General features: G+C 68.6%; 21 protein-coding genes. 12 read left to right on the top strand and 9 right to left on the bottom strand.

The features are described 5' to 3' along the window. Positions 1-18: 18 nt before the first annotated feature. The 7 genes from G3I17_RS09940 to G3I17_RS09970 are packed head-to-tail and all read right to left on the bottom strand — an operon-like array spanning position 19 to position 7,448. A complete protein-coding gene (locus G3I17_RS09940) occupies positions 19-657 on the bottom strand; it encodes a choice-of-anchor M domain-containing protein (RefSeq protein WP_164595673.1) in 639 nt (212 codons plus the stop codon). Beyond that, entirely contained in the window at positions 654-1,298 is a 645-nt protein-coding gene (locus G3I17_RS09945) for a choice-of-anchor M domain-containing protein (RefSeq protein WP_164595674.1), read from the bottom strand. The genes G3I17_RS09940 and G3I17_RS09945 overlap by 4 nt, the downstream gene beginning before the upstream one ends. Continuing rightward, positions 1,285-2,178 carry an anchored repeat-type ABC transporter permease subunit gene (locus G3I17_RS09950; RefSeq protein WP_164595675.1) on the bottom strand — a complete coding sequence of 298 codons (894 nt, stop codon included), beginning with the start codon at positions 2,176-2,178 and terminating at the stop codon, positions 1,285-1,287. Before G3I17_RS09950 ends, G3I17_RS09945 begins: the two co-directional genes overlap by 14 nt. After that, a complete protein-coding gene (locus G3I17_RS09955; protein WP_164595676.1) occupies positions 2,175-2,921 on the bottom strand; it encodes an anchored repeat-type ABC transporter ATP-binding subunit in 747 nt (248 codons plus the stop codon). Before G3I17_RS09955 ends, G3I17_RS09950 begins: the two co-directional genes overlap by 4 nt. After that, the gene (locus tag G3I17_RS09960) at positions 2,918-3,694 is read right to left on the bottom strand and encodes a choice-of-anchor M domain-containing protein (RefSeq protein WP_239062387.1); all 777 of its coding nucleotides are present in this window, start codon (positions 3,692-3,694) and stop codon (positions 2,918-2,920) included. Before G3I17_RS09960 ends, G3I17_RS09955 begins: the two co-directional genes overlap by 4 nt. A 26-nt stretch (positions 3,695-3,720) precedes the next feature. Next, positions 3,721-5,250: an anchored repeat ABC transporter, substrate-binding protein gene (locus G3I17_RS09965; protein ID WP_164595678.1), complete on the bottom strand. Its 1,530-nt coding sequence runs from the start codon at positions 5,248-5,250 to the stop codon at positions 3,721-3,723. A 14-nt stretch (positions 5,251-5,264) separates the two neighbouring features. Then, on the bottom strand, positions 5,265-7,448 hold the full coding sequence (locus tag G3I17_RS09970; RefSeq protein ID WP_164595679.1) for a choice-of-anchor M domain-containing protein: 2,184 nt from the start codon (positions 7,446-7,448) through the stop codon (positions 5,265-5,267). A gap of 338 nt (positions 7,449-7,786) precedes the next feature. Between G3I17_RS09970 and G3I17_RS09975 the strand changes: the two genes are divergently transcribed. The 5 genes from G3I17_RS09975 to G3I17_RS09995 are packed head-to-tail and all read left to right on the top strand — an operon-like array spanning position 7,787 to position 14,357. After that, positions 7,787-8,410 (top strand): 50S ribosomal protein L25/general stress protein Ctc, encoded by a 624-nt coding sequence (locus G3I17_RS09975; RefSeq protein ID WP_164595680.1) that lies wholly within the window; start codon positions 7,787-7,789, stop codon positions 8,408-8,410. Between the two features lie 42 nt (positions 8,411-8,452). Next, positions 8,453-9,028, top strand: coding sequence for an aminoacyl-tRNA hydrolase (gene pth / locus G3I17_RS09980; protein ID WP_164595681.1), 576 nt, complete (start codon positions 8,453-8,455; stop codon positions 9,026-9,028). A gap of 13 nt (positions 9,029-9,041) precedes the next feature. Continuing rightward, on the top strand, positions 9,042-12,668 hold the full coding sequence (mfd, locus tag G3I17_RS09985) for a transcription-repair coupling factor (protein ID WP_164595682.1): 3,627 nt from the start codon (positions 9,042-9,044) through the stop codon (positions 12,666-12,668). 47 nt (positions 12,669-12,715) lie between these two features. Continuing rightward, positions 12,716-13,369 carry a SurA N-terminal domain-containing protein gene (locus tag G3I17_RS09990; RefSeq protein ID WP_203589991.1) on the top strand — a complete coding sequence of 218 codons (654 nt, stop codon included), beginning with the start codon at positions 12,716-12,718 and terminating at the stop codon, positions 13,367-13,369. A gap of 4 nt (positions 13,370-13,373) precedes the next feature. Next, complete coding sequence (locus tag G3I17_RS09995) at positions 13,374-14,357, top strand: MazG family protein (protein ID WP_164595683.1); 984 nt, start codon at positions 13,374-13,376, stop codon at positions 14,355-14,357. A 111-nt stretch (positions 14,358-14,468) separates the two neighbouring features. Here the strand turns inward: G3I17_RS09995 and G3I17_RS10000 are convergent, their stop codons facing one another. After that, the gene (locus G3I17_RS10000; protein WP_164595684.1) at positions 14,469-14,837 is read right to left on the bottom strand and encodes a hypothetical protein; all 369 of its coding nucleotides are present in this window, start codon (positions 14,835-14,837) and stop codon (positions 14,469-14,471) included. A gap of 70 nt (positions 14,838-14,907) precedes the next feature. Here G3I17_RS10000 and G3I17_RS10005 point away from each other — a divergent pair, with 70 nt between their 5' ends. From G3I17_RS10005 to G3I17_RS10030, 6 genes are read left to right on the top strand one after another with little or no spacing between them, the layout of a single operon-like run. Next, on the top strand, positions 14,908-15,777 hold the full coding sequence (locus G3I17_RS10005) for a LysR family transcriptional regulator (RefSeq protein ID WP_164595685.1): 870 nt from the start codon (positions 14,908-14,910) through the stop codon (positions 15,775-15,777). Then, the gene (locus tag G3I17_RS10010) at positions 15,774-16,358 is read left to right on the top strand and encodes an RNA 2'-phosphotransferase (RefSeq protein WP_164595686.1); all 585 of its coding nucleotides are present in this window, start codon (positions 15,774-15,776) and stop codon (positions 16,356-16,358) included. The genes G3I17_RS10005 and G3I17_RS10010 overlap by 4 nt, the downstream gene beginning before the upstream one ends. A 38-nt stretch (positions 16,359-16,396) precedes the next feature. Beyond that, positions 16,397-17,677, top strand: coding sequence for a phosphopyruvate hydratase (gene eno, locus G3I17_RS10015; RefSeq protein ID WP_164595687.1), 1,281 nt, complete (start codon positions 16,397-16,399; stop codon positions 17,675-17,677). Between the two features lie 18 nt (positions 17,678-17,695). Next, positions 17,696-18,310, top strand: a complete 615-nt coding sequence (locus tag G3I17_RS10020) for a septum formation initiator family protein (protein ID WP_203589992.1) — start codon at positions 17,696-17,698, stop codon at positions 18,308-18,310. Next, positions 18,307-18,789 carry a DUF501 domain-containing protein gene (locus G3I17_RS10025; protein WP_164595688.1) on the top strand — a complete coding sequence of 161 codons (483 nt, stop codon included), beginning with the start codon at positions 18,307-18,309 and terminating at the stop codon, positions 18,787-18,789. The genes G3I17_RS10020 and G3I17_RS10025 overlap by 4 nt, the downstream gene beginning before the upstream one ends. Positions 18,790-18,826: 37 nt before the next feature. Further along, a complete protein-coding gene (locus tag G3I17_RS10030; RefSeq protein WP_343238255.1) occupies positions 18,827-19,774 on the top strand; it encodes a Ppx/GppA phosphatase family protein in 948 nt (315 codons plus the stop codon). 58 nt (positions 19,775-19,832) lie between these two features. Here G3I17_RS10030 and G3I17_RS10035 read toward each other — a convergent pair whose 3' ends face one another. Next, the gene (locus G3I17_RS10035) at positions 19,833-20,435 is read right to left on the bottom strand and encodes a TetR/AcrR family transcriptional regulator (protein WP_164595690.1); all 603 of its coding nucleotides are present in this window, start codon (positions 20,433-20,435) and stop codon (positions 19,833-19,835) included. 131 nt (positions 20,436-20,566) lie between these two features. Here G3I17_RS10035 and G3I17_RS10040 point away from each other — a divergent pair, with 131 nt between their 5' ends. Further along, positions 20,567-21,991 carry an MFS transporter gene (locus G3I17_RS10040; RefSeq protein ID WP_164595691.1) on the top strand — a complete coding sequence of 475 codons (1,425 nt, stop codon included), beginning with the start codon at positions 20,567-20,569 and terminating at the stop codon, positions 21,989-21,991. Positions 21,992-22,001 lie beyond the last annotated feature (10 nt).

A 22,001-nucleotide genomic window follows, 5' to 3' on the forward strand; every position in this document is an offset into this window, starting at 1 on the left:
ACCCCCTCAAAGGTCGAGCTATGGCTGGACGGTGAAGGTGTAGGTCTTCTGGCCGGTGGTCACTGCGGCGCCGGCGGCCGTAGTACCGGTGGCTTCGAAGACGACCGTGTAGGTGCCGGATGCTTCGAAGGCCCAGTTGGCGTGGGCGTGGGTGTTGATGGCGATCGCCCTGGTGTCCGGCAGGCCGTTGCCGCTGTCGAACCAGACCGTCGGGGTACCGAGTGAGCTGGTGGTGTAGACGCTCACTTGGGCCGGTCCGCTGACCGAGATCAGCTTCACGTTGAGGGTGTTGCCCTGCAGCGCGCCGCTCGGCACGCCCTCGGTGTTGAAGCCCGGCCAGACGATGTTGCTCACCTGCGTCTGCGGCAGGATCCACACCGCTGAGCCCGGCGTACCGAGGAACGAGTACGCCGACCCCGACGGCACTGTCGTCTTACTGGCCGATACAGCATTCAGTACTACGTCCGCCGGGTTCCGGTCGACGTTCGGCGTGACCGTGCCATCGCGCAGGTCGAGCGTGAGGGCCGAACCCGTCCAGTCGACGTCTACTGCGTCGACATGCCCAGCGGAGATGGTGGTGAGGGCGTGGGCGGGCAGTACCTGGAGCATCGTGATCAGCGCGGCCGTGGCGGCGCCTGTGAGCACCCGGGCCTTCACTGGTTCACCTTGAAGGTGTAGGTCGCGATAGCCGAGACCGTCTGGTTCGTGGCGGCCAGCGTTCCGCACACCCTGACCTTCACCTTGTACGTACCAGCCGCCTCGAACGCCCAGTTGGCGTGCAGGTGACCGCCCGCCGACGTGTTGATCCGGTCCGGCAGCCCGTTGCCGCTGTCGACCAGTACGGTCGGCGCACCGAAGGCGTCGGTGGTGAAGACGCTCAGGTCGGCCGGGCCGGTGACGCCGATGACGTCGACCTTCAACGCGTCGTCCTTGAAGACACCGGGCTCGATCTCCTCGGCGCCGATCCCGGGCCAGAGCAGGTCGGGGTCCTGTACCTGGGGCAGCACCCAGGCGCGGGCGCCCGGAGTACCGAGGAAGCTGTACTGCGGGTCGGCGGGTACTGCGATCTCCGAGCCGGGCTTGGCGACCAGGTTGACCTCGGAGGGCGCATACTCGACGCCGTGCTCCTCGTCGTGGATGTGCAGGTTGAAGGCGCCGTCCTCGAAGGCGATGCCGACGACGTCGACGTGCCCCTGGTCGAGCACCACCTTCGGGGTGGCGGCGTCGGCCGGCAGGGCCAGGCCGGACAACGCGAGTGCTGCCACGGCGGGCAACGCAACGCGGTTAACTATGCGCATGACTTTCCTTTCGTGCATGGACGGGATTCACAACCGCTGCAGCTGAGCTGCGGCGGTGGCTGAGTAGGCCGTGCCGGGGCGCGAACACCCAGCAGGCGATGAAGACGGCGGTCGCCGTCAGCACGATCAACCCGCCGGCGGCGAGGTTGAGCGCGTACGAGAGATAGAGCCCGGCCAGCCCGGAGAAGGCGCCGATCAGCGGGGCGATCAGCATCATCCGGCCGATCCGGTCCGTCAGCAGCCGGGCGCAGGCGGCCGGCGTGATCAGCAGCGCCAGTACCAGGATGTTGCCGACCGCCTGGATCGAGATGACGATCGCGATCGTCACCATCGCGTAGAGCGCCATGTCCAGCCAGAAGATCGGCAGCCCGACCGAGCGGGCCGTCTCCCGGTCGAGGCCGACGGTGACGAACTCCTTGTGCAGCCCACCGCTGATCAGCAGCAGGACGGCGCCGGCGATCGCCACCGTGACGACGTCACCGTTGCTGATCCCGAGGACCGACCCGAACAGGAACGACTCCAGCGATCCGCCGTACCCGGGTGCGGTGCTCATCACGACGATGCCGAGGCCGAACGCGGCCGCGAAGAACACGCCGATCACGGTGTCTTCCTTGAGCCGGCGGTTCTGCGAGACGACCGCTATCGAGAACGCGGTGATCAGCCCTGCGACGATGCCGCCGACCACCAGGCTGGTGTGCAGGACGAAGGCGATCGCGATCCCGGGGAAGACCGCGTGCGCCACCGCGTCGCCGATGAATGCCATCCCGCGGAGCGCGACGTGGCTGCCGATCACGCCGCAGACGACGCCGGACATCAGTACGACGAGGAACGCGCGCTGCATGAACACGTGTTGCCACGGCTCGGTGAAGAACTCGATCATCGGGTCACCCCGAGGTTGTGCAGCAGTTGCTCGGAGCGAGCGACTCCGAAGGCGCGTAACCAGATGGCTGGATCCCGGAGCTCTTCGGGCGGTCCGTCGGCGACGACGGTCTCGTTGAGCAGGCAGAGCCGGCTGCAGGTGTCCGCGGCGGCCGGGAGGTCGTGCGTGGTCATCAGGATCGCGGTGCCTTCGCTGGTCAAGGTGCGGAACAGCCGGGTGAGAATCTCCTGCGTCGATACGTCGAGCCCGGTGAACGGCTCATCCAGCAACAGCAGACTCGGCCGCAGCGCGAGCGCCCTGGCCACCAGCACGCGCTGCCGCTGCCCACCGGACAGTTCCCCGATCGGCCTTTTGTGCAGGGTGGTCAGATCCACCCGCTCCAGCGCCTCGTCCACAGCTGCCCGGTCGGCAACGCCCGGCCGCCGTAGCCACCCGATCCGATGGGTTCGCCCGGTCATCGCCGCAGTACGGACATCAACCGGGTAGTCCCAGACGAACTCGTGCCGCTGCGGCACATACCCGATGCTTCCCCGCGCTTCCCGCGGTGTTCTGCCGTCGATCGAGATGACGCCGTCATTGATCGGCAGCAGCCCGAGGAGTGATCGGAGGAGGGTGGTCTTGCCTGCGCCGTTGGGCCCGATCAGCCCGACGTGTTCTTTGGCGTCGACCTTCAGATCCACGTCGTGCAGCACCAGCCGCCCGCCGAGCTCGACGGCCACTCCTTCTACTTGCAGCACGCTCATGCGGTGGCCTTCTTCCGGCGCACGACGAAGAGGACGCTTGCCACGACGACGAGTAGGACAACTCCGCCGCCGAGCCACAGCCAGCTGGTCCCGGTACTGGTACTGGTCGACTGCTCGGGCTGCGACTCTGCTTCCGCGACGGTTGTTGATTTGAAGGCTTCTTGGGGGTTGCCAGGGCCCGCGTGGAGGCGGAGCGGGCGGCGGTCGGTGACGGTGGTGCCGTCGGTGAGTTTGGCGGTCATGGTGATGTCGAGGAGGTAGGTGCCGGGCGCGGAGAAGGTCCAGTTGCCGTGGACGTGGGTGTTGACGTCGATACCGGTCTCTTGCGGGAACGGTTTGCGGCTGTCGAAGACCGGCGCCGGCTTGCCGAAGTCCGAGTTGAGGAAGAGCGTGAAGGCGCCAGGGCCGTCGACGCCGTTGAGCGACCAGGTCACCTCGCGGTCGACCCGCGTTGCGACCTCGGTGTCCTGCGTGTTCCAGCCCGGCCAGACGACGCCGGCCTGCTGCACCTGCGGGATCACCCAGACCTTCGCGCCCGCCGTGCCGAGGAAGGAGTAGGCGGGATCGGCCGGCACCGACACCTCCGCCTTGTCCGTCGCCTGGACGACGACGTTCTCCAACGGCCGCCAGACCACCGGATCGCCGGTGTCGTCGCGCAACTGGATCGTCCACTTGCCGTCCACGAACCGCGGCCCGAGATCGACATGCCCGTCCGCGATCACCACCTGGGCTGTCGGCGGCGCCGGTGCGACCACCGCCGGAGCAATTGCCATTGGCAACAAAAGGGCGTGCAGGAGTGTCATCTCGGTTCCCCCAGGCAGAGCAGCAGTTCGTCGGCGTTGTGCCGCATCATCGCGACGTAGGACCGGGCGTGCTCGTCGAACGAGTCCCCGTAGATCGAGCAGACCCGGACGCCGGCGTCGTGGGCGACCTGGGTCAGGACGGAGGCGCGCTGGGCCAGGTTCGGCTCGGTGAAGACGGCCGGCACCTTCAGGTTGCGGATCGTCTCGGACAGCTTGCGCACCTGGTCGACGCTCGGCTCCTGCGCCGGATTCGGTACGACGAAGCCCGCCACCTTCATCCCGTACGCCGACGCCAGGTAGCCGAACGCGTCATGGGTGGTGATCAGCTGGCGCCGGTCGGCCGGGATCTTCGCCAGCTGCGACCGTACGTACTCGTCCAGCTCGTCGAGTTCGCGCAGGTACTTGGCCGCGTTGTCCTGGTACGTCTGCTTGCCCTCGGGATCCGCGCCGATCAACGTGTCGCGCATCAACTGCACATAAGCCTTGGCGTTGGCGACGTCCTCCCACAGATGCGGGTCGATCTCGCCGTGCACGTGCTTGCCGAGCACCGCTTGCGGGAGTTGGTGGATCTGCGCTCCCGCCTGGCCGAGAAAGCTGAACCGCGGATCGTCAGGCACCGTCTCGAGCGCCTTGCCCGGTACGTCGACGACGACCCGCCCGGCCGGTACTGCGGATTGCGCTGCGCCGACGCGCTGCGCATCGGAGTACGCGTAGACCTGGCCGGTGTCGAGGTCGACGGTGAGGTCGGTATGGCCGCCGTCGAGAACGGTCGCCTTGCCGCCGTCGGCCGGTTTGACCTGGTGGGGTTCGACTCCGACGGCGAAGGTGAAGGTGCCCTTGCCGAGTGGTTGCAGGGGTTTGCCGGTGCCGGTATCGAGCTTGCCTTCGAGGGTGAGGTGGTAGACGCCGGGTTTGGTGAAGGCCCAGTTGAGGTGCGTGTGGGCGGCGGGCGGCAGCGTCGTACTGTCGGCCGGGTGGCCCGAGTCGAAGTAGATATCGGGCTGGCCGAGTGATTCGGTGAGGTAGGCGATGAGCTTGCCCGGACCGTCGATCTTGGTGGCGGTGAGCTGGACGGACGACGTCCGGGTGGCGCCGCGCGCCTTGCCCGACCCGCGGACGCGGAGTCCGAGCCAGAGCACGTCGAGACCGATGTCCTCGACGAGCGGGATCACGTGCGCGCCGTACGACTCGGCCGCCTCGGCGAGCGAGACGTTCGGGGTGTCCTTGGGGGCGTTGGCATCGATCGTCTTGATCAACGCTTGCGGCTCGAGCAACAGGTGATTGGTGAACGTGACGTCGGCCTTCGCGACCCGCTTGGCGTCCGCGGGCGTCGGCTCGTACGAGTGCGGATCCCCGCCGGCCGGCACGAGAGAGCTGGCAGCCACGCGATCCCCACCGACCTGCTGCACGAGGTCAGCCAAGATCTCGGTCGTGGTGACGACGTTGACCTTGCCGCTGGCGCCGGTCGAGGTTCCTGCACATCCGCTGGCTGCCAGTACTGCGAGCGCGACCGCCGCGGCGGTCACCCGCCTTCCGCGCCTCACGCGTCACCCCGCCGCCGACGAGTAGCAACCAGCGTCACAACCCCGATCACAACCAGAGTCGCCCCCGCGCCGATCCAGGCGGGCCCGATCTCCGCCCCCGTCGAAGCCAACTTGCAGCCACTACCTGCCGCCGCGCCTGACTGGGCTGCGCCTGATTGAGCTGCGCCTGACAGAGCTGCGCCTGACAGAGCTGCGCCTGACTGGGCTGCGCTTGAGAGAGGGGCGGCGGCGAGCAGCACATTCGCTGCCTGCGTCGGCTTCTCGCTGCCTGAGTCGGTGGTGGCGGTGCTCCGCCACACACCATCCAGCGTTTTCGGGCTGTCTGATCCGTGGGCTGAGCGGGGAGCCCAGGCGATCGGGCGACTTGGTGTGTCGGGGCGGTCCGGTCCTGCGGCGTCCGTGTTGTGCGCGGCGGCTGGGTGGGCGCCGCCGGGGGCGTTGGAGGTGGGCGCTACTACGAAGGTGAGGGTGGAGGTGGTGGTGGAAGTCGCGCCGGTGGTGAGGGTGGCGGTGTGGGTGAAGCTCGCGCGGTAGGTGCCTGGCTTGGTGAAGGACCAGTTGCCGTGGGCGTGGGTGCCGAGGGGGATCTTGTAGGTGTCGGGGACGCCGTCGCCGCTGTTGAAGATGATCTTGGGCTGGCCGAACGAGTCGAACTCGAAGACGGCGATATTGCCGGGGCCGGTGACTCGGTCCAGGCGCCAGGCGACGGCGGTGGAGAGTTGGCTGGCGGTCAGTTCCTCGGTGTTCCAGCCGAGCCAGACGACGCCGTCCTTCTGGGTCTGGGGGATCTGCCAGAGGGGGGAGCCGGCGGGGCCGAGGAAGGCGAACGCGCCGCCAGGGGCGCGGGTGGCTGAGGCGGCGGTCAGGCGGATGGTCACCTTGGCGGGGTCACGCCAGACGGGGGCGCCGGGTTTGGTGCCGTCCTTGACCCGGGAGATCAGCTTCCCGTTCCCCAGCCGTACTGCGTAGTCGGCGTGGCCGGTCGAGAGGGTGACTGCCGCTGGGTTGTTGGTCCCCGGCGGGTTGGGTGAGTTGGTGGTGCCGGGGGAGTTGGTGGTGCCCGGCGAGTTGGTTGAGCCGGGTGCGGTCGTGGAGGTGCCGGTCGGGTTGGCGGGGTTCGCCGACGGGGTTGCGGTGCTGGTCGTGATGCAGGGCGGGAGATTGCCCGAGGTGTTGCCGGTCTGGTTGTTGTTCGGCGGGGCATCACTGGAGTTGTCATCCGCATCGCCGCCAGAAGAAGTGCGGGGTGGGTTCGCGAGTGAGGTGGGGGTTGAGCGGGGACCGCTCGGGGTGGGGGTTGTGCGGGGCGGGGGTGGCGGGACGTGCGTTGGCGCCGGGGGCGTGGTGGGCGGGTTGGTGGCAGTCGGGGGCGGTGTGGGGTTAGTCGGTGGGACGGTTGGACTGGTTGGTGAGGTTGTCGGGGTCGCGGTCGGCGGTGTTGTTGGCGGTGTGCCAGGGGGAGTGGTTGGCGGAGTCGTGGGTGGGGTGGTTGGCGGGGTGTAGGGGCCGACTACGAAGGTGTAGGTGATGGGGCCTGTGGTGAGGGGGGTGCCTGCGGTGGTGGTGGCGGTGGCTTGGAAGGTGAGGTGGTAGGTGCCTAGCTGGGTGAAGGCCCAGTTGGCGTGGACGTGGCGGCCTACTGGTTGGTGGAGGACCCGGATCGAGGGGTCGGCTGCGCTGAAGAGGCGTTGGGCCGCGCCGGTGAACTCGTCGTAGTTGAAGAAGACCTCGACGTTCCCCGGGCCGGACGAGTCGAGCAGGGTCAGGTCGACGGCATCACCGGCGAGGACGCCCGGGGTGATCGTTTCGGTGTCCCAGCCGGGCCAGATCAGCTCGGGGTCCTGGGATTCGGGGGCGATCCAGACCGGGTCGCCGGGGTTGCCGAGGAACGCGAAGGCCGGCAGATCGGGGAGTTCCACCCGGGCCGATGCCTTGTCCTCGAGGTTGAAGATCAGCCCGGCAGGGTCCGCCTCGCGGTACTCACCGAGCCCGATCCGCGTGCTCAGCCGCAGCGCCGATCCGTCGTACGTCGTGTGCAGGGCGTCGGTGTGGACCGCCCGCAGCACCTCCGGCGGCGGCCCGGCATACGAGCGCAACGGCAGCAGTACGACGCAGAACGCGACGGCGGCGGTCAGAGAGGCGAGGAGGGCAGCACGGAAGCGAGGGTGAGTGGCGGTCACGGGAGGAACTTAACTGATCCGACAATCATTTTCAGTAAGCTCGGGTGAAACTGCCCCGGACGACGCCGGAAAGTCGTCACGATCGACGGACCTCAAAGTCACCCTCAGAACGGATTTCCCGTCTGGGCGGAGTCGTGGGTAAACTGTTTTGGTTGCCTCGGCGAGGGACGCCCCCCGGAAACAGCCACGCTCACCCGTGACCTGTCGGGAGCGGCTCCGTGATCGACGCGGTGGTTCGTTGCCTGACGCCTTTCGGAGTCAAGACGTGCCCGCTGAGGCCAGCAGCTTGCAAGACCACCGATAACACACCACCGCAACGCACTTGAGGAGTTCATCTCGTGGCCGAGGTCAAGATCCAAGCCGAGTCGCGCACGGAGTTCGGCAAGGGTGCTGCCCGCCGTATCCGTCGGGACCACAAGGTGCCCGCCGTTCTGTACGGCCACGGCACGGACCCGGTGCACATCACGCTGCCCGGTCACGACACCATGCTGGCGCTGAAGACCGCCAACGCACTGCTGCTGATCGAGGTCGAGGGCGCGGAGAGCCTGCTCGCGCTGCCGAAGCAGGTCCAGCGCGACCCCATCCGCAACACCATCGAGCACGTCGACCTGGTCATCGTGAAGCGCGGTGAGAAGGTCCAGGTCGAGATCCAGGTGCACATCGAGGGTGACGCCATCTCCGAGACCCTGGTCGTGGTCGAGAACCAGACCATCCTGGTCGAGGCCGAGGCGACGCACATCCCCAACGGCGTCACCGTCTCCGTCGAGGGCCTGGACGCCGGCGCGCAGATCCACGCGTCCGACCTGAAGCTTCCGGCCGGTACGACGCTGGCGATCGAGCCCGACACCCTGATCGTCAACATCACCGCGGCCCAGACCGCCGCGCAGGCGGACGCCGAGATGGCCACCGCCGATGCCGAGGCCGGCATCGTGCGCGACGAGCCGGTCGCCGCCGAGGCGTAGCAAGTAGCAGTACAACAGCTTCAACAGGAGGGGCCGGGATCCGTGGCGGACGACGTGTGGTTGGTCGTCGGGCTGGGGAATCCCGGCCCTTCCTATGTCAAGACCCGGCACAACGTCGGCCAGATGGTCGCCGACGAGCTCGTCTCCCGGGCCGGCGGCAACTGGAAGCAGCACAAGCAGGCCAAGGCCGAGGTGGTCGAGGCCAGGATCAGCGGTATCCGGACGATCCTGGCCAAGCCCCGGTCGTACATGAACGAGTCCGGCGGTCCGGTCTCCGGGCTGGTGAAATTCTTCAAGATCGAGCTCAAGGGCCTGATCGTGCTCCATGACGAGCTGGACATCGACTTCGGCGTCCTGCGGGCCAAGTTCGGCGGCGGCGACAACGGCCACAACGGGCTCAAGTCGATCCGTAAGTCCCTTGGCACCGGCGACTACTATCGAGTCCGGTTCGGGGTGGGACGCCCACCAGGGCGGCAGAGCCCAGCGGACTTCGTCCTGAACGAGTTCTCCTCAACCGAACGCAAGGACCTCCCGTTCGCTGTCGACCGGACAGCCGACGCAGTCGAGTCCCTGATGACGGATGGCCTAGAAGTAACCCAAGGACGGTTCAACTCTTAGTGAGGGACAACTCGTGAAACTGGCCGGTCTGGTCGACACCCTGATCACCGATCCGGTAGTGGCCGAGGCCGTTCGTGACGCCAAGAACGACGGTGTCACGACGCTCGACCTGAGCGCTCCCGGGCCGATCCGCCCGGTGCTGATGGCTGCCCTCGCGGCCGCCCAGGGCGCGGACCGCCCCATCCTGGCGGTGACGGCCACTTTCCGTGAGGCCGAGGAGCTCACCGAGGCGCTGCAGTGCCTGGTCGAGTCCGGCACCGTCGCCTACTACCCCGCCTGGGAGACGCTCCCGCACGAGCGGCTGTCCCCGCGCTCCGACACCGTCGGCCGCCGCCTCGCCGTACTCCGCAGGCTCGCGCACCCCGACCCGTCGGACGAGACCACCGGCCCGATCAAGATCCTGGTCGCCCCCGTACGGTCCGTGTTGCAGCCCCAGGTCGCCGGGCTCGCCGATCTCCGGCCGGTCCAGTTGCACGTCGGCGACTCGGTCGAGCTCGAGGATGTCACCGAGCGACTCTCGGCAGCGGCGTACAACCGGGTCGACCTGGTCGAGCGGCGCGGTGAGTTCGCCGTCCGCGGTGGCATCATCGACGTCTTCCCGCCGACCGAGGAGCACCCGCTGCGGGTCGACTTCTTCGGCGACGACGTGGAGGAGATCCGGTACTTCGCGGTCGCCGACCAGCGCTCGCTCGAGATCGCCCAGCACGGACTGTGGGCCCCGCCCTGCCGCGAGCTGCTGCTGACCGACGAGGTGCGCGCGCGGGCCGCAGTACTGGCCAAGGAGCACCCGGAGCTGTCCGAGCTGTTCGAGAAGCTCGCCGAAGGACACGCGGTCGAGGGGATGGAGTCGCTGGCGCCCGTCCTCGTCGACGACATGGAGTTGCTGGTCGACCTGATGCCGGCCGGCACCCACGTCGTCGTCAGCGACCCCGAGCGGGTCCGGGCGCGGGCGCACGACCTGGTCGCGACCAGCCAGGAGTTCCTGGAGGCGTCCTGGGCCGCTGCCGCCGGTGGTGGCGATGCGCCGATCGACCTGGGCGCGGCGGCGTACATGTCGCTGGCCGACGTCCGGTCGCACGCGCTGGCCAAGGGCCTGGCCTGGTGGAGCATGTCGCCGTTCGCGGCGGCCCCGACGGACGTCCCCGAGGAGCTGCGCGACTCGATGGGGGAGCGCGTCTCGATCGATATCGACGCGGATGCCGGCGCGGTCCGCAGCCGCATCGTCGCGGCGCACGAGGTCGAGCCGTACCGCGGCGAAACCGCTGCTGCCGTTGAGGATGTGCGCGGCTGGCTGCGCGACGGCTGGCGCGTCGTCTGCGTCACCGAGGGCCACGGTCCGGCCCAGCGGCTGGCCGAGGTGTTCTCCGAGGCCGAGCTGCCCGCGCGGACCGTCGACAGCATCGACGGCATCCCGCCGGCCGGCGTGGTACAGATCTCCCAAGGCGCCCTCGATCGCGGGTTCATTGCCGAGGGCATCAAGTTCGCGGTGCTCACCGAGAACGACCTGGCCGGGCAGCGATCCGCGGCCGAACGGCGTTCCCAGCAACGGATGCCGAGCCGCCGCAAGAAGACGGTCGACCCGCTGGAGCTCGCCCCGGGCGACTACGTCGTGCACGAACAGCACGGCGTCGGCCGGTACGCCGAGATGCTGCAGCGGACCGTCGGTACCGGAGCGCAGAAGGCCACCCGCGAGTACATCGTGATCGAGTTCGCGCCGAGCAAGCGCGGGCAACCGGGCGACCGCCTGTACGTGCCGACCGACCAGCTCGACCAGGTCACCCGGTATGTCGGCGGCGAGCAGCCCACGCTGGACAAGATGGGCGGCGGCGACTGGGCCAAGCGCAAGGGCCGCGCGCGCAAGGCGGTCCGCCAGATCGCCGGCGAGCTGATCAAGCTGTACGCCGCCCGCCAGGCGACCAAGGGGCACGCGTTCGCCAAGGACACCCCGTGGCAGCGTGAGCTGGAGGACGCGTTCCCGTTCGTGGAGACGCCCGACCAGCTGGCCACCATCGACGACGTCAAGCACGACATGGAACGCGTCACCCCGATGGACCGGATCGTCTGCGGCGATGTGGGCTACGGCAAGACTGAGATCGCCGTCCGGGCTGCCTTCAAGGCGGTACAGGACGGTAAGCAGGTCGCGATCCTGGTGCCGACCACGCTGCTCGTGCAGCAGCACTATGCGACCTTCGCCGAGCGGTATGCCGCGTTCCCGGTGAACGTGGCGCCGTTGTCGCGGTTCCAGACCGACAAGGAGTCCAAGGGGACGCTGGATGGTCTGGCCGACGGCTCGGTCGATGTCGTCATCGGTACGCACCGGCTGCTCGGCGGTGAGGTGGCGTTCAAGGATCTCGGCCTGGTCGTGGTCGACGAGGAGCAGCGCTTCGGTGTCGAGCACAAGGAGCAGCTCAAGCAGCTCCGGACCGCGGTCGACGTGCTGACGATGTCCGCGACGCCGATCCCGCGCACGCTGGAGATGTCGATCACCGGCATCCGGGAGATGTCCACGATCGCCACCCCGCCGGAGGAGCGGCACCCGGTGCTGACCTTCGTCGGCGCCTACGAAGAGGGCCAGGTGACCGCCGCGATCCGGCGCGAGCTGCTCCGCGAGGGCCAGGTCTTCTTCGTCCACAACCGGGTGAACTCGATCGAGAAGGCGGCCGCCCGGATCCGCCAGCTCGTCCCCGAGGCGCGCGTCTCGGTCGCCCACGGCCAGATGCCCGAGCACCAGCTCGAGCAGGTCATCCAGGGGTTCTGGGAGAAGGAGTCCGACGTCATCGTCTGTACGACGATCGTCGAGTCGGGCATCGACATCTCCAACGCGAACACGCTGATCGTCGAGCGCTCCGACCTGCTCGGGCTCTCGCAGCTGCACCAGCTGCGTGGCCGGGTCGGCCGTGGTCGCGAGCGCGCCTACGCGTACTTCTTCTTCCCGCCCGAGAAGCCGCTCACCGAGACGGCGCACGACCGGCTGGCCACGATCGCGCAGCACGCCGACCTGGGCGCCGGCATGCAGGTCGCGATGAAGGACCTGGAGATCCGCGGCGCCGGCAACCTGCTCGGCGGCGAGCAGTCCGGCCACATCGCTGACGTCGGGTTCGACCTTTACGTCCGGCTGGTCGGCGAGGCAGTCGCGGAGTACCGGGGTGACACTCAGGCCGAGGAGCCCGAGGTCAAGATCGAGCTGCCGATCGACGCGCACCTGCCGCACGACTACGTGCCCTCGCAGCGGCTGCGGCTGGAGATGTACCAGCGGCTCGCCGCCGTACGGGACGAGGACGGCATTGCCGAGCTGGTCGAGGAGCTGCACGACCGGTACGGCGACATCCCGCAGCCGGTGCTGAACCTGATCGAGGTGGCGAAGTTCCGCAACCACGCCCGCCGGGCCGGTCTGCACGACGTCACCCTGCAGGGCAATCTGATCCGGTTCGGACCGGTCGAGCTGGCCGATTCGAAGGTGCTCCGGCTGAACAGGCTGTACCCGAAGAGTCTGGTCAAGCCGCAACTGCGTACGATCCTGGTACCGAGGCCTGCCACCCGGCTGGTCGCCGGTCAGCCGCTCCGCGACCAGGAGTTGCTGCAGTGGTGCGCCAGACTGATCGACGACGTGATCGCCGAACCGGTCGGCGGCTCCGCGTGATGGTGAAGTTGGGCCTGACCACGAACTGGAAGATGCGAGGAGATTCGGTGAGCACTTCGCGACGGCTTCGGGCTGCGCAGGTTGTCGGCGCGGCGCTGGCCTCGGTCCTGCTGCTCGGCGGCTGCGCCGCGGGCACCCACCCGGGTGCGGCGGCGACGATCGGCGGCAAGGAGATCAGCGTCAGCGATCTGGACAAGAGCACCTCGGCGATCCAGAGTGCGGTCGGCGACCAGCAGCAGGTCGCGCCGTCGGCCGTGCTGAGCCTGCTGGTCAGCAACGAGCTCGCCGCCCAGGTGCTGAACCAGCGCTCGATCAGCGTCAGCGACGCGGAGCTCGGCCCGGCCACCAAGGTGGTCGTCGACGAGGCGCTCTACCAGAAGTTCACCGGCAACCCGTCGACCAACGACTTCCTGATCGCCTCGGCGCGGGCACTGGTCGGCCGGATCAAGCTGGCCGGCGGCACCGGGATCACCGACCCGAACGCGCAGCAGCTGAACTCCGAGGGCGCGCAGCTGCTCGACGACGCGGCGAAGAAGATCGACGTCGACGTCTCGCCGCGCTACGGCAAGTGGGACGGCAGCAAGGTCGACGGCACCTCGGGATCGCTCTCGGTCCTGTCCGACCAGAGCAAGCCGACCCCGACCGCGCCGCAGGGCGAGCAGCCGCCGGCTGAGCAGCCACCTGCTGAGCCGCAGGGCTGAGCTTTTGACGGGCTCGATCAAGGTCGTCCTCACCAGTCCACGGGTCGCGCCCGGGTTGCTGACCCGGGCCGGCTGGCAGGTCTTCACCGACGCCGAACACATCGGCGCCTCGGCAGGCCCCGAGCGCCCGGACGTCCAGGCACTGATCGGGTCCGGGCTCGTCCTGCAGCACATCGTGGGTGAGGTCGGCGAGCAGTGGGCCTGGCTGACCGACGCCGCCGCCACCGGCTGCCGCGTCGCGTGGCTGATCGGCGAGGACGGCGAGCCCGCCTTGCTGCGACTGATCGCCGACCAGCTCAGCAGGGAGCCGCGGCCGGAGTACGAGGTCGAGATCGTGCACGGCTCGTACGACGTACCGGGAGCGCGGCTGATCGACCTCGTGCGGGTGATGGACCGGCTCCGGCGCAACTGCCCATGGGACCAGGAGCAGACCCACCAGAGCCTCGCGCGCTACCTGCTCGAAGAGACCTACGAGACCCTCGAAGCAATCGACTCAGGCGACTACGTACACCTGCGCGAGGAACTCGGCGACCTGCTCCTCCAGGTCGCCTTCCACGCCCGCATCGCCGAAGAGATCTCGGAAGAGGACGACGGCTTCTCCATCGACGACGTAGCCGGCGGCCTGGTCGAAAAACTCATCCGCCGCCACCCCCACGTCTTCGCCGACGTCACCGCAGCCGACTCCGCCACGGTGGAGGCGAACTGGGAAACCATCAAGGCAGCCGAAAAACAACGCACCTCAGTCCTCGAAGGCATCCCCTTGGCCCTCCCCGCCCTCGCCCTGGCCGACAAGGTCCTCGGCCGAGCCGCAAAGGTCCTCCCCGCCGACCTTCCCGCAGCAGAAGCGACCGACGACGAGACCCGCATCGGCGAGGCCCTACTCGAACTGGTCCGCGAAGCCCGTGCTCTCGGCGTCGACCCCGAACAGGCACTCCGGACAGCAACCCACCGCCTGACCGACGAAATCAGAACCGCCGAAGCCGGCTGAGAGGCCAGTTGTCTGCCTGGCAGCCTTGGGCTGTCCCTAGCGACAGGACATAGTCGGGCGTTGGCTCGAGCGCCACGCTCACGGAGGCGGCGGCCGTTCGCAGTACAGGCACTATGTCCTGTCGGTAGGGACAGAGCCAACAGGCGATTCCATTGGGGATTTGGCTAGGTCGGTGCAGTGGATTGCCTTGTCGGGGCGGCGGAGGCAGAAGCGGACGTTGGTTTCGGGGATGCCGGTGTGGGTGAAGAAGTCGTGGTGGCGGAGCCAGTCCATCGAGCGGCCCTGGATTCTGGGGCCGCACTTGGAGATGAGCCAGGCCTGGCCGTCGAAGAGGTTCACCAGGCGGGTGATCGCTTCGAATGCTCCGGGGACGCCGGGGGTGCGTAGTACGGCGGCCTGGTCGCCGTGGAAGAACGTGGTGTCCTCGCCGGGCGGGCTGTCGATGATGACGCGGCCGATATCGATTCCCAATCTGTTCATGTCTCGATCGTCGGGCAGCCGACTATGTCGACAGAACTATTAATAGACCGCGAAGCTATAGTTTGAAGTGATGATTCTGGATCGCCTGGTCGCCGAGGACCTGGAGGCGTTCGCGGCCTTCGCCAAGCACCGCAACTTCACCCACGCGGCGGATGAGCTGCACGTCAGCCAGCCCGCGTTGCACGCCAGGATCCGCAAGCTCGAGCAGACGCTGGGCAAACAGCTGTACGAGCGCCAGGGCCGCAACCTGCTGCTGACCGAGACCGGCGACCAGCTCGCCGCCTTCGCCAACGACACCCGCACCCGGGCCGCCGCGTTCCTCGACTCCCTCGACGTCCTGCCACCCCGGCGGCTCGTCCTCGCGGCCGGCTCGGGGGCGTACCTCTATGTCATCGGCGACGTCCTCCGCCGGTACCTCGATCGCAAGCTCGGCCTGCGCCTGATGACCACGGACTCGGACGCCACGCTCGCCGCGGTCCGCGACGGCACGGCCGATGTCGGCGTCACCGCGCTCACGATCCCACCCGAGGATCTCGACTGCGAGTTGCTGACGCAGTACCCGCAAGTGCTCGCGGTCCGCCCCGATCACCGCCTGGCGGATCGGCGTACGGTCCGCTTGAAGGATCTCGGTGGTGAGGCCCTGGTCGTACCGCCGAAGGCCCGCCCGCATCGGCAGCAACTCGAGCGCAGCCTGCTCGACGCCGGGGTCGACTGGACCGTCGCGGTGGAGGCCGAGGGCTGGGTTCTGCTGGTCCACTTCGTCCGGTTGGGTGTCGGGCCGGCGGTCGTCAACGGCTTCGTCCGTACGCCGGCCGCCGTGCGAACCATCCCGATCAAGGATCTCCCGCAGATCCGTTACTACCTGGTCACCCGCCGCGACCGTCCCGCCGACAAACGCCTCGACACGCTACGGACGCTGCTGACACGCTTCGTCACATGAGCGGGAGCGGCGGTGGGAGCGTGAGCCGGGCCAGCCGACAGCTTTCCCGACTGCTCAGGCACTCCGCCGGCGACCGCGGACTCGCGATGACCCCCGACGGCTGGGCCCTGATCGAAGACGTCTGCAAACTCCTCCGAATGGACCGTACTGCGCTCGCCACCGCCGTGGAGCACAACGACAAGGCGCGGCTGCAGGTCGACGGCGCCCGGATCCGCGCCTGCCAGGGCCACTCCAACGCCGGAATGCCCGTTACCCGTGAAGCCTTGGAGAACAGTTGGCGACGGGTGCACCCCGTCGAAGAACTCTGGCACGGCACGAATTTGACCGTCCTGGACGCGATCCTGCGCGAAGGCCTGCACCCGGGCCGGCGGACCCACGTCCACCTCGCACCGGCCCGGAACAGCCACGTGGGCAGGCGATCCAGGGTCGACGTACTGCTCGGCATCGATCCGGCGAGGCTCGGGCAGCCCGTTTTCGAAGCCCCGAACGGGGTTCTGCTGGTCCGTACGGTCCCGGCCGCGGCGATCTCCGAAGTACTGAAGGCAGACGCGGTCCACGGGCCCGACTGGTCTGGCCGCTAGGCTCGGGGCTGACATCAGGTGTGAACAAGGGAGTAGATGTGGCCACCATCGAGGCCGTCGGCGCCCGCGAGATTCTTGACTCGCGCGGTAACCCCACTGTCGAGGTCGAGGTTCTCCTCGACGACGACACCGTCTCCCGGGCGGCAGTGCCGTCGGGAGCTTCCACCGGCCAGTTCGAGGCCGTCGAGCTGCGTGACGGGGACAAGTCCCGTTACGGCGGCAAGGGTGTCCAGAAGGCCATCACGGCCATCCTGGAGGACATCGACAAGGAGATCGTCGGCTACGACGTCCACGAGCAGCGGCTGATCGACCAGGCCCTGATCGACCTGGACGGTACGCCGAACAAGTCCAAGCTGGGCGCGAACGCCATCCTCGGCGTCAGCCTCGCGGTGGCCAAGGCCGCCGCCGAGAGCGCCGGTCTGGACCTCTACCGCTACGTCGGCGGCCCGAACGCGCACGTGCTCCCGGTGCCGATGATGAACATCCTCAACGGCGGCTCGCACGCGGACAGCAACGTCGACGTGCAGGAGTTCATGATCGCCCCGATCGGCGCGTCGACGTACTCGGACGCCCTGATGCAGGGTGCGACCGTCTACCACGCGCTGAAGGCCGTGCTGAAGGAGAAGGGCCTGTCCACCGGCCTCGGCGACGAGGGCGGCTTCGCCCCGAACCTGCCGAGCAACCGCGACGCCCTGGACCTGATCCTGGTCGCGATCGAGCGGGCCGGCTTCAAGCCCGGCGAGGACATCGCGCTGGCGATGGACGTGGCCGCGAGCGAGTTCCACACCGACGGCGTCTACGCCTTCGAGGGCGGCAAGAAGACGTCCGACGAGATGATCGCGTACTACGCCGAACTGGTGGCGTCGTACCCGATCGTGTCGATCGAGGACCCGCTGGACGAGGAGGACTGGGACGGCTGGAAGAACCTCAGCGCCCAGCTCGGCGACAAGATCCAGGTGGTCGGCGACGACCTGTTCGTCACCCAGGTCGAGCGGCTGCAGCGCGGTATCACCGAGAAGGCGGCCAACGCCCTGCTGGTCAAGGTGAACCAGATCGGCACGCTGACCGAGACCCTGGACGCCGTCGACCTGGCCCACCGCAACGGGTTCAGCTGCATGATGAGCCACCGTTCCGGCGAGACCGAGGACACCACGATCGCCGACCTCGCGGTGGCGACCAACTGCGGCCAGATCAAGTCCGGCGCCCCGGCCCGGTCCGACCGGACGGCGAAGTACAACCAGCTGCTCCGGATCGAGGAGGAGCTCGACGACGCGGCCCGGTACGCCGGTCGCTCGGCCTTCCCTCGATTCAAGGGCTGACCGACGTAAACTGCTGAGATGTCCTCCCGCCGGGATCCAGGTGCGCGCCCAGGCTCGCGACCGACCAGTCGCAGCCAGTCGCGCCCGCCTGCCCGCCGGGACGGCAACCAGCCGCCCAAACGACGGACGACGGGAACTCCGGCCGGTCCACCCCGGACCCGGGGTTCCCGCAACCTCACCGGCCGGGCAGCCGTCGTGCTGCTCGTGCTCGGTGCGCTGGTCGTCTCGTACGCGCAGAGCCTGCGGGTCTGGTTCGACCAGCACCAGCAGATCAGCGCGCTGCAGCAGGAGATCCGCGATCGCGAGCTGCGCGTCGGCCAGCTCGGCGACGAGGTCCAGCGCTGGGACGACGATGCCTACGTCAAGGCACAGGCCCGGCAACGGCTCGGCTGGGTGATGCCGGGCGAGATCGGGTACAGGGTGATCGGCGCGGATGGCAAGCCCGTCGGCGCCCCGCCGGAGCCCGCGGGCCCGGCCGATCCGAAGGCCGACGCCCCGCAGAAGCCGACCTGGTACACGAAGCTCTGGGGCAGCGTCGAAGGCGCCGGCAAGCCACCGGCCGCGGCCAAACCGGCCGCGCCGAAGCCGACCCCCAAACCAGTTCTGACCGCACCACCGAAGGGCAGCAGGTGAGCGTTACACCCGAGGACGTTACGGCCGTCAGCGCACAGCTCGGCCGCCCGGCCCGCGGGATCCGTTCGATCGCGCACCGCTGCGGCTGCGGCCTGCCCGATGTGGTCGAGACCGAGCCGAGGCTCCCCGACGGCACGCCGTTCCCGACCACGTACTACCTCACCTGCCCGCGACTCGCGTCAGCGATCGGCACGCTCGAGGCGGAGGGCGTGATGAAGGAGATGACGGATCGGCTGGGGGAGGACGAGGAGCTGGCCGCTCGTTATCGCGCCGCGCACGAGGACTACCTGCGCCGCCGCGAGTTGCTGGGCGATGTGCCCGAGATCGCCGGTATCAGCGCCGGCGGCATGCCCACGCGGGTGAAGTGTTTGCATGTCCTCGTCGGCCACTCGCTGGCGGCCGGCCCCGGCGTCAACCCACTGGGCGACGAGGCCCTGGCGCTGCTCCCCGACTGGAGCCGCCGAGGCCCCTGTGTCTGACGGTGCTGTGTCTGACGGTGCTGTGTCTGGTCAGTCAGTGCGGGTTGCTGCGATCGATTGTGGGACCAACTCGATCCGGCTGTTGATCGCGGACTATGCCGATGGCGAGCTGACCGAGGTCGATCGGCAGATGCGCATTGTCCGGCTGGGGCAGGGCGTCGACTCGACCGGGGCGTTTGCTCCCGATGCGCTGATCCGTACCTTCGCGGCCTGTGGGGAGTACGCCGAGATCGTGCAGGCCGCTGGGATCGACCGGTTGAGGTTCGTGGCGACCTCGGCGGCTCGCGATGTGAGCAACCGGGACGAGTTCTTCGCCGGGGTGTCCGAGCGGCTCGGGGTGTCGCCGGACATCATCTCGGGTGACGAAGAGGCAGCACTGAGTTTCCAGGGTGCGACCGGCGGGCTCGCGGCGCTCGAAGTACCGGGTCCGTATCTGGTGGCCGACATCGGCGGCGGGTCGACCGAGTTGGTGCTGGGCGACGCCGACGGCGTACTGGCTGCCGAGTCGCTCGACATGGGTTCGGTGCGGATGACCGAGCGGCACCTGCACTCGGATCCGGCGACGGTCGAGGAGATGGCGGCTGCCACCAAGGACATCGACGCGTTGCTCGACTCGACGGCGGTGCCGTTGTCGAAGGCGCGCTGTTTGATCGGGGTAGCCGGGACAGTGACGACGGTGGCGGCGGTGGCGCTCAAGCTGACCGAGTACGACCCCGGCGTGATTCACCATGCGCGGATCCATGGTGATCTGCTGCTCGACACGACGTCGTGGCTAATGGGGGCGACGCGGATGGCGCGGGCCGCAGTACCGGCGATTCACCCCGGTCGGGTGGATGTGATCGGGGCCGGCGCGTTGATCCTGCAGCGATTGCACGACCGCCTGGACTACGACGGCGTCCTGGTCTCAGAACACGACATCCTCGACGGCGTCGCACTCGCGCTCGCCCGCGCGGTCAGCGGTTCTGTCCCGACGGACAGGACATAGTCCCCGATCGGCGGTCGCTGGGGTGCTGCGTGAGCGGGGGAGTCTGCCCTCGCGCGGACTATGTCCTGTCGGTCGGGACGGGAGGGCGGGGGCGGAGGCCGTCCAGGGCCAGGTTTAGGACTCGGGTGCGTTGGGCTTCGTCGACGAAGCCGGCGGCGGTCAGGCCGCTGACCATCCGGAGTACGTCGTCGAAGCTGGTGTCGGCGCGGATGACGCCCGCCTCCTGCGCCTGGTCGAACAGCGGCTGGCCGGCGCCGTACATCGCCTCGCGGGCGGTGCGGAACAGCTCGGAGTCGCGGTTCAGCTCCTCGTAGATGGCGCGCTTGGTCGCGGCGTACCCGACGAAGCGCTGCAGCCAGGTCTCGAACGCCTGCCACGGCGGCAGGTCGGCGACCTCGTCCGCGGCCTGGCACAGCTCCTCGATCTCGCCGAAGTAGACGGCGTCGAAGAGGTCCTGGCGGGTCGGGAAGTTCCGGTAGAGCGTGCCGATGCCGACCCCGGCCCGGCGGGCGATCTCCTCCAGCGACGCACCGGCGCCGTTCTCGGCGAAGGCGTCCCGGGCGGCGGCCAGCAGGGCGTCGAAGTTGCGCCGCGCGTCGGCGCGATGCGGGCGCTTGATCGCGACGCCAAGATTGCCGCGTGCGTTTGTGGTCTCGGTCACCCCAGTCACCCTATCGACTAGAAACGGAGGACTGCCTCCGTTATAGTGGAGGCACGCCTCGACTTTAGCAGATCGGGGTCTACCGTGCCGCCGCCGGCAGGCACGCTCACACCCTCTCGAAGGACTTCTGCATGCCCAGAATCAGGCATAACTCACCGCGATTGACGCTGGCCGTGCTAGCGACCGTCGTGGCTGCTTTCTCTATGCTGCAGTCGCTGGTCACCCCGGCGCTGCCGCTGATCCAGCGAGACCTGCACACCACCCCAGGCCTCGTCACCTGGGTGTTCACCGCGCTGCTCCTCTCGGTCTCGGTGTCGACCCCGCTGCTCGGCCGGGTCGGCGACATGGTCGGCAAAGAGCGCACTCTGCTCATCGCCCTGGTTGCCCTCGCGGTCGGGTGTCTGCTCGCGGCGATCGCGCCGAACATTGGTGTACTGATCGCGGCCCGGGTGGTCCAGGGGCTCGGCGGGGCGGTCTTCCCGCTGTCGTTCGGCATCATCCGGGATGAGTTCCCCACCGAGCGGGTGCCATCCGTGGTCGGCCTGGTGTCGGCGGTGATCGCGGCCGGCGGTGGGCTGGGGATCGTTCTGGCCGGACCGATCGTGCAGGCGCTCGGCTGGCGTTGGCTGTTCTGGATCCCGCTCGTCGTCGTCACGATCGCCGCGGTACTGGTTCGCAGGTACGTCCCTGAGTCGCCGAATCGGGTGCCTGGCCGGATCGACTGGCTCGCTGCCCTGCTGCTCTCCGGCTGGCTGATCGCGCTGTTGCTGCCCGTGAGCACCGGCCGCTCCTGGGGTTGGGGGTCGGCCCGGACGGTCGGCCTGTTCGTCGCGGCCGCCGTACTGCTGGCCGCTTGGATCACCGTCGAGCTGCGGTCGAAGAATCCGCTGATCGACATGCGGATGATGCGGTTGCCGGCGGTCTGGACGACCAACCTGGTGGCTTTGCTCTTCGGTGCGGCGATGTTCGCGGTCTACGCGTTCGTGCCGCAGTTCGTGCAGATCCCCAAGGCTGCGGGCTTCGGGTTCGGCTCGAGCGTGACGCAGGCCGGACTGCTGATGTTGCCGATGCTGGTCACGATGGCCGTCGCCGGTTCGCTGAGTGGGCCGTTGGCGCCGCGCTTCGGGGCGAAGGCCCAGGTGGTCTCGGGCTCGGCCCTGAGCCTGGTCGCGGCGCTGCTGTTCGCGCAGTTCCATCACGCGCCGTGGCAGCTCGCGATCTCGACGGCGATCTTCGGTGTCGGGCTCGGTCTGGCGTACGCATCGATGACCAGCCTGATCGTGCAGAACGTGCCCCGTGAGCAGACCGGCGCGGCCACTGGGATGAACGCCAACATCCGCACTATCGGCGGATCGATAGGTACGGCGGTGGCCAGCTCCATCATCACCGGCCATCTTCAGCCCTCCGGCCTGCCCGCCGAGTCCGGCTTCACCGATACGTTCTACCTGCTGGCGTGCTTCTCGGCAGCTGCGGTCGTGCTGGCGCTCGCCATCCCGGCGACTCGCCGGGTCACGAAGGCCGCGCCGGACCCGCTTCTCGAGGAGCTCGTCAGCTGACGGTTCTACG

Source organism: Streptomyces sp. SID13031 (assembly GCF_010548305.1).
Taxonomy (GTDB): domain Bacteria; phylum Actinomycetota; class Actinomycetes; order Propionibacteriales; family Kribbellaceae; genus Kribbella.

Coding starts and splice junctions, on each gene's coding strand:
- G3I17_RS10000 (WP_164595684.1), bottom strand. CDS start 14,837: ATGAACAGATTGGGAATCGATATCGGCCGCGTCATCATCGACAGCCCG.
- G3I17_RS10040 (WP_164595691.1), top strand. CDS start 20,567: ATGCCCAGAATCAGGCATAACTCACCGCGATTGACGCTGGCCGTGCTA.
- G3I17_RS10010 (WP_164595686.1), top strand. CDS start 15,774: ATGAGCGGGAGCGGCGGTGGGAGCGTGAGCCGGGCCAGCCGACAGCTT.
- G3I17_RS10005 (WP_164595685.1), top strand. CDS start 14,908: ATGATTCTGGATCGCCTGGTCGCCGAGGACCTGGAGGCGTTCGCGGCC.
- G3I17_RS09950 (WP_164595675.1), bottom strand. CDS start 2,178: ATGATCGAGTTCTTCACCGAGCCGTGGCAACACGTGTTCATGCAGCGC.
- G3I17_RS10020 (WP_203589992.1), top strand. CDS start 17,696: ATGTCCTCCCGCCGGGATCCAGGTGCGCGCCCAGGCTCGCGACCGACC.
- G3I17_RS09945 (WP_164595674.1), bottom strand. CDS start 1,298: ATGCGCATAGTTAACCGCGTTGCGTTGCCCGCCGTGGCAGCACTCGCG.
- G3I17_RS09960 (WP_239062387.1), bottom strand. CDS start 3,694: ATGGCAATTGCTCCGGCGGTGGTCGCACCGGCGCCGCCGACAGCCCAG.
- G3I17_RS09955 (WP_164595676.1), bottom strand. CDS start 2,921: ATGAGCGTGCTGCAAGTAGAAGGAGTGGCCGTCGAGCTCGGCGGGCGG.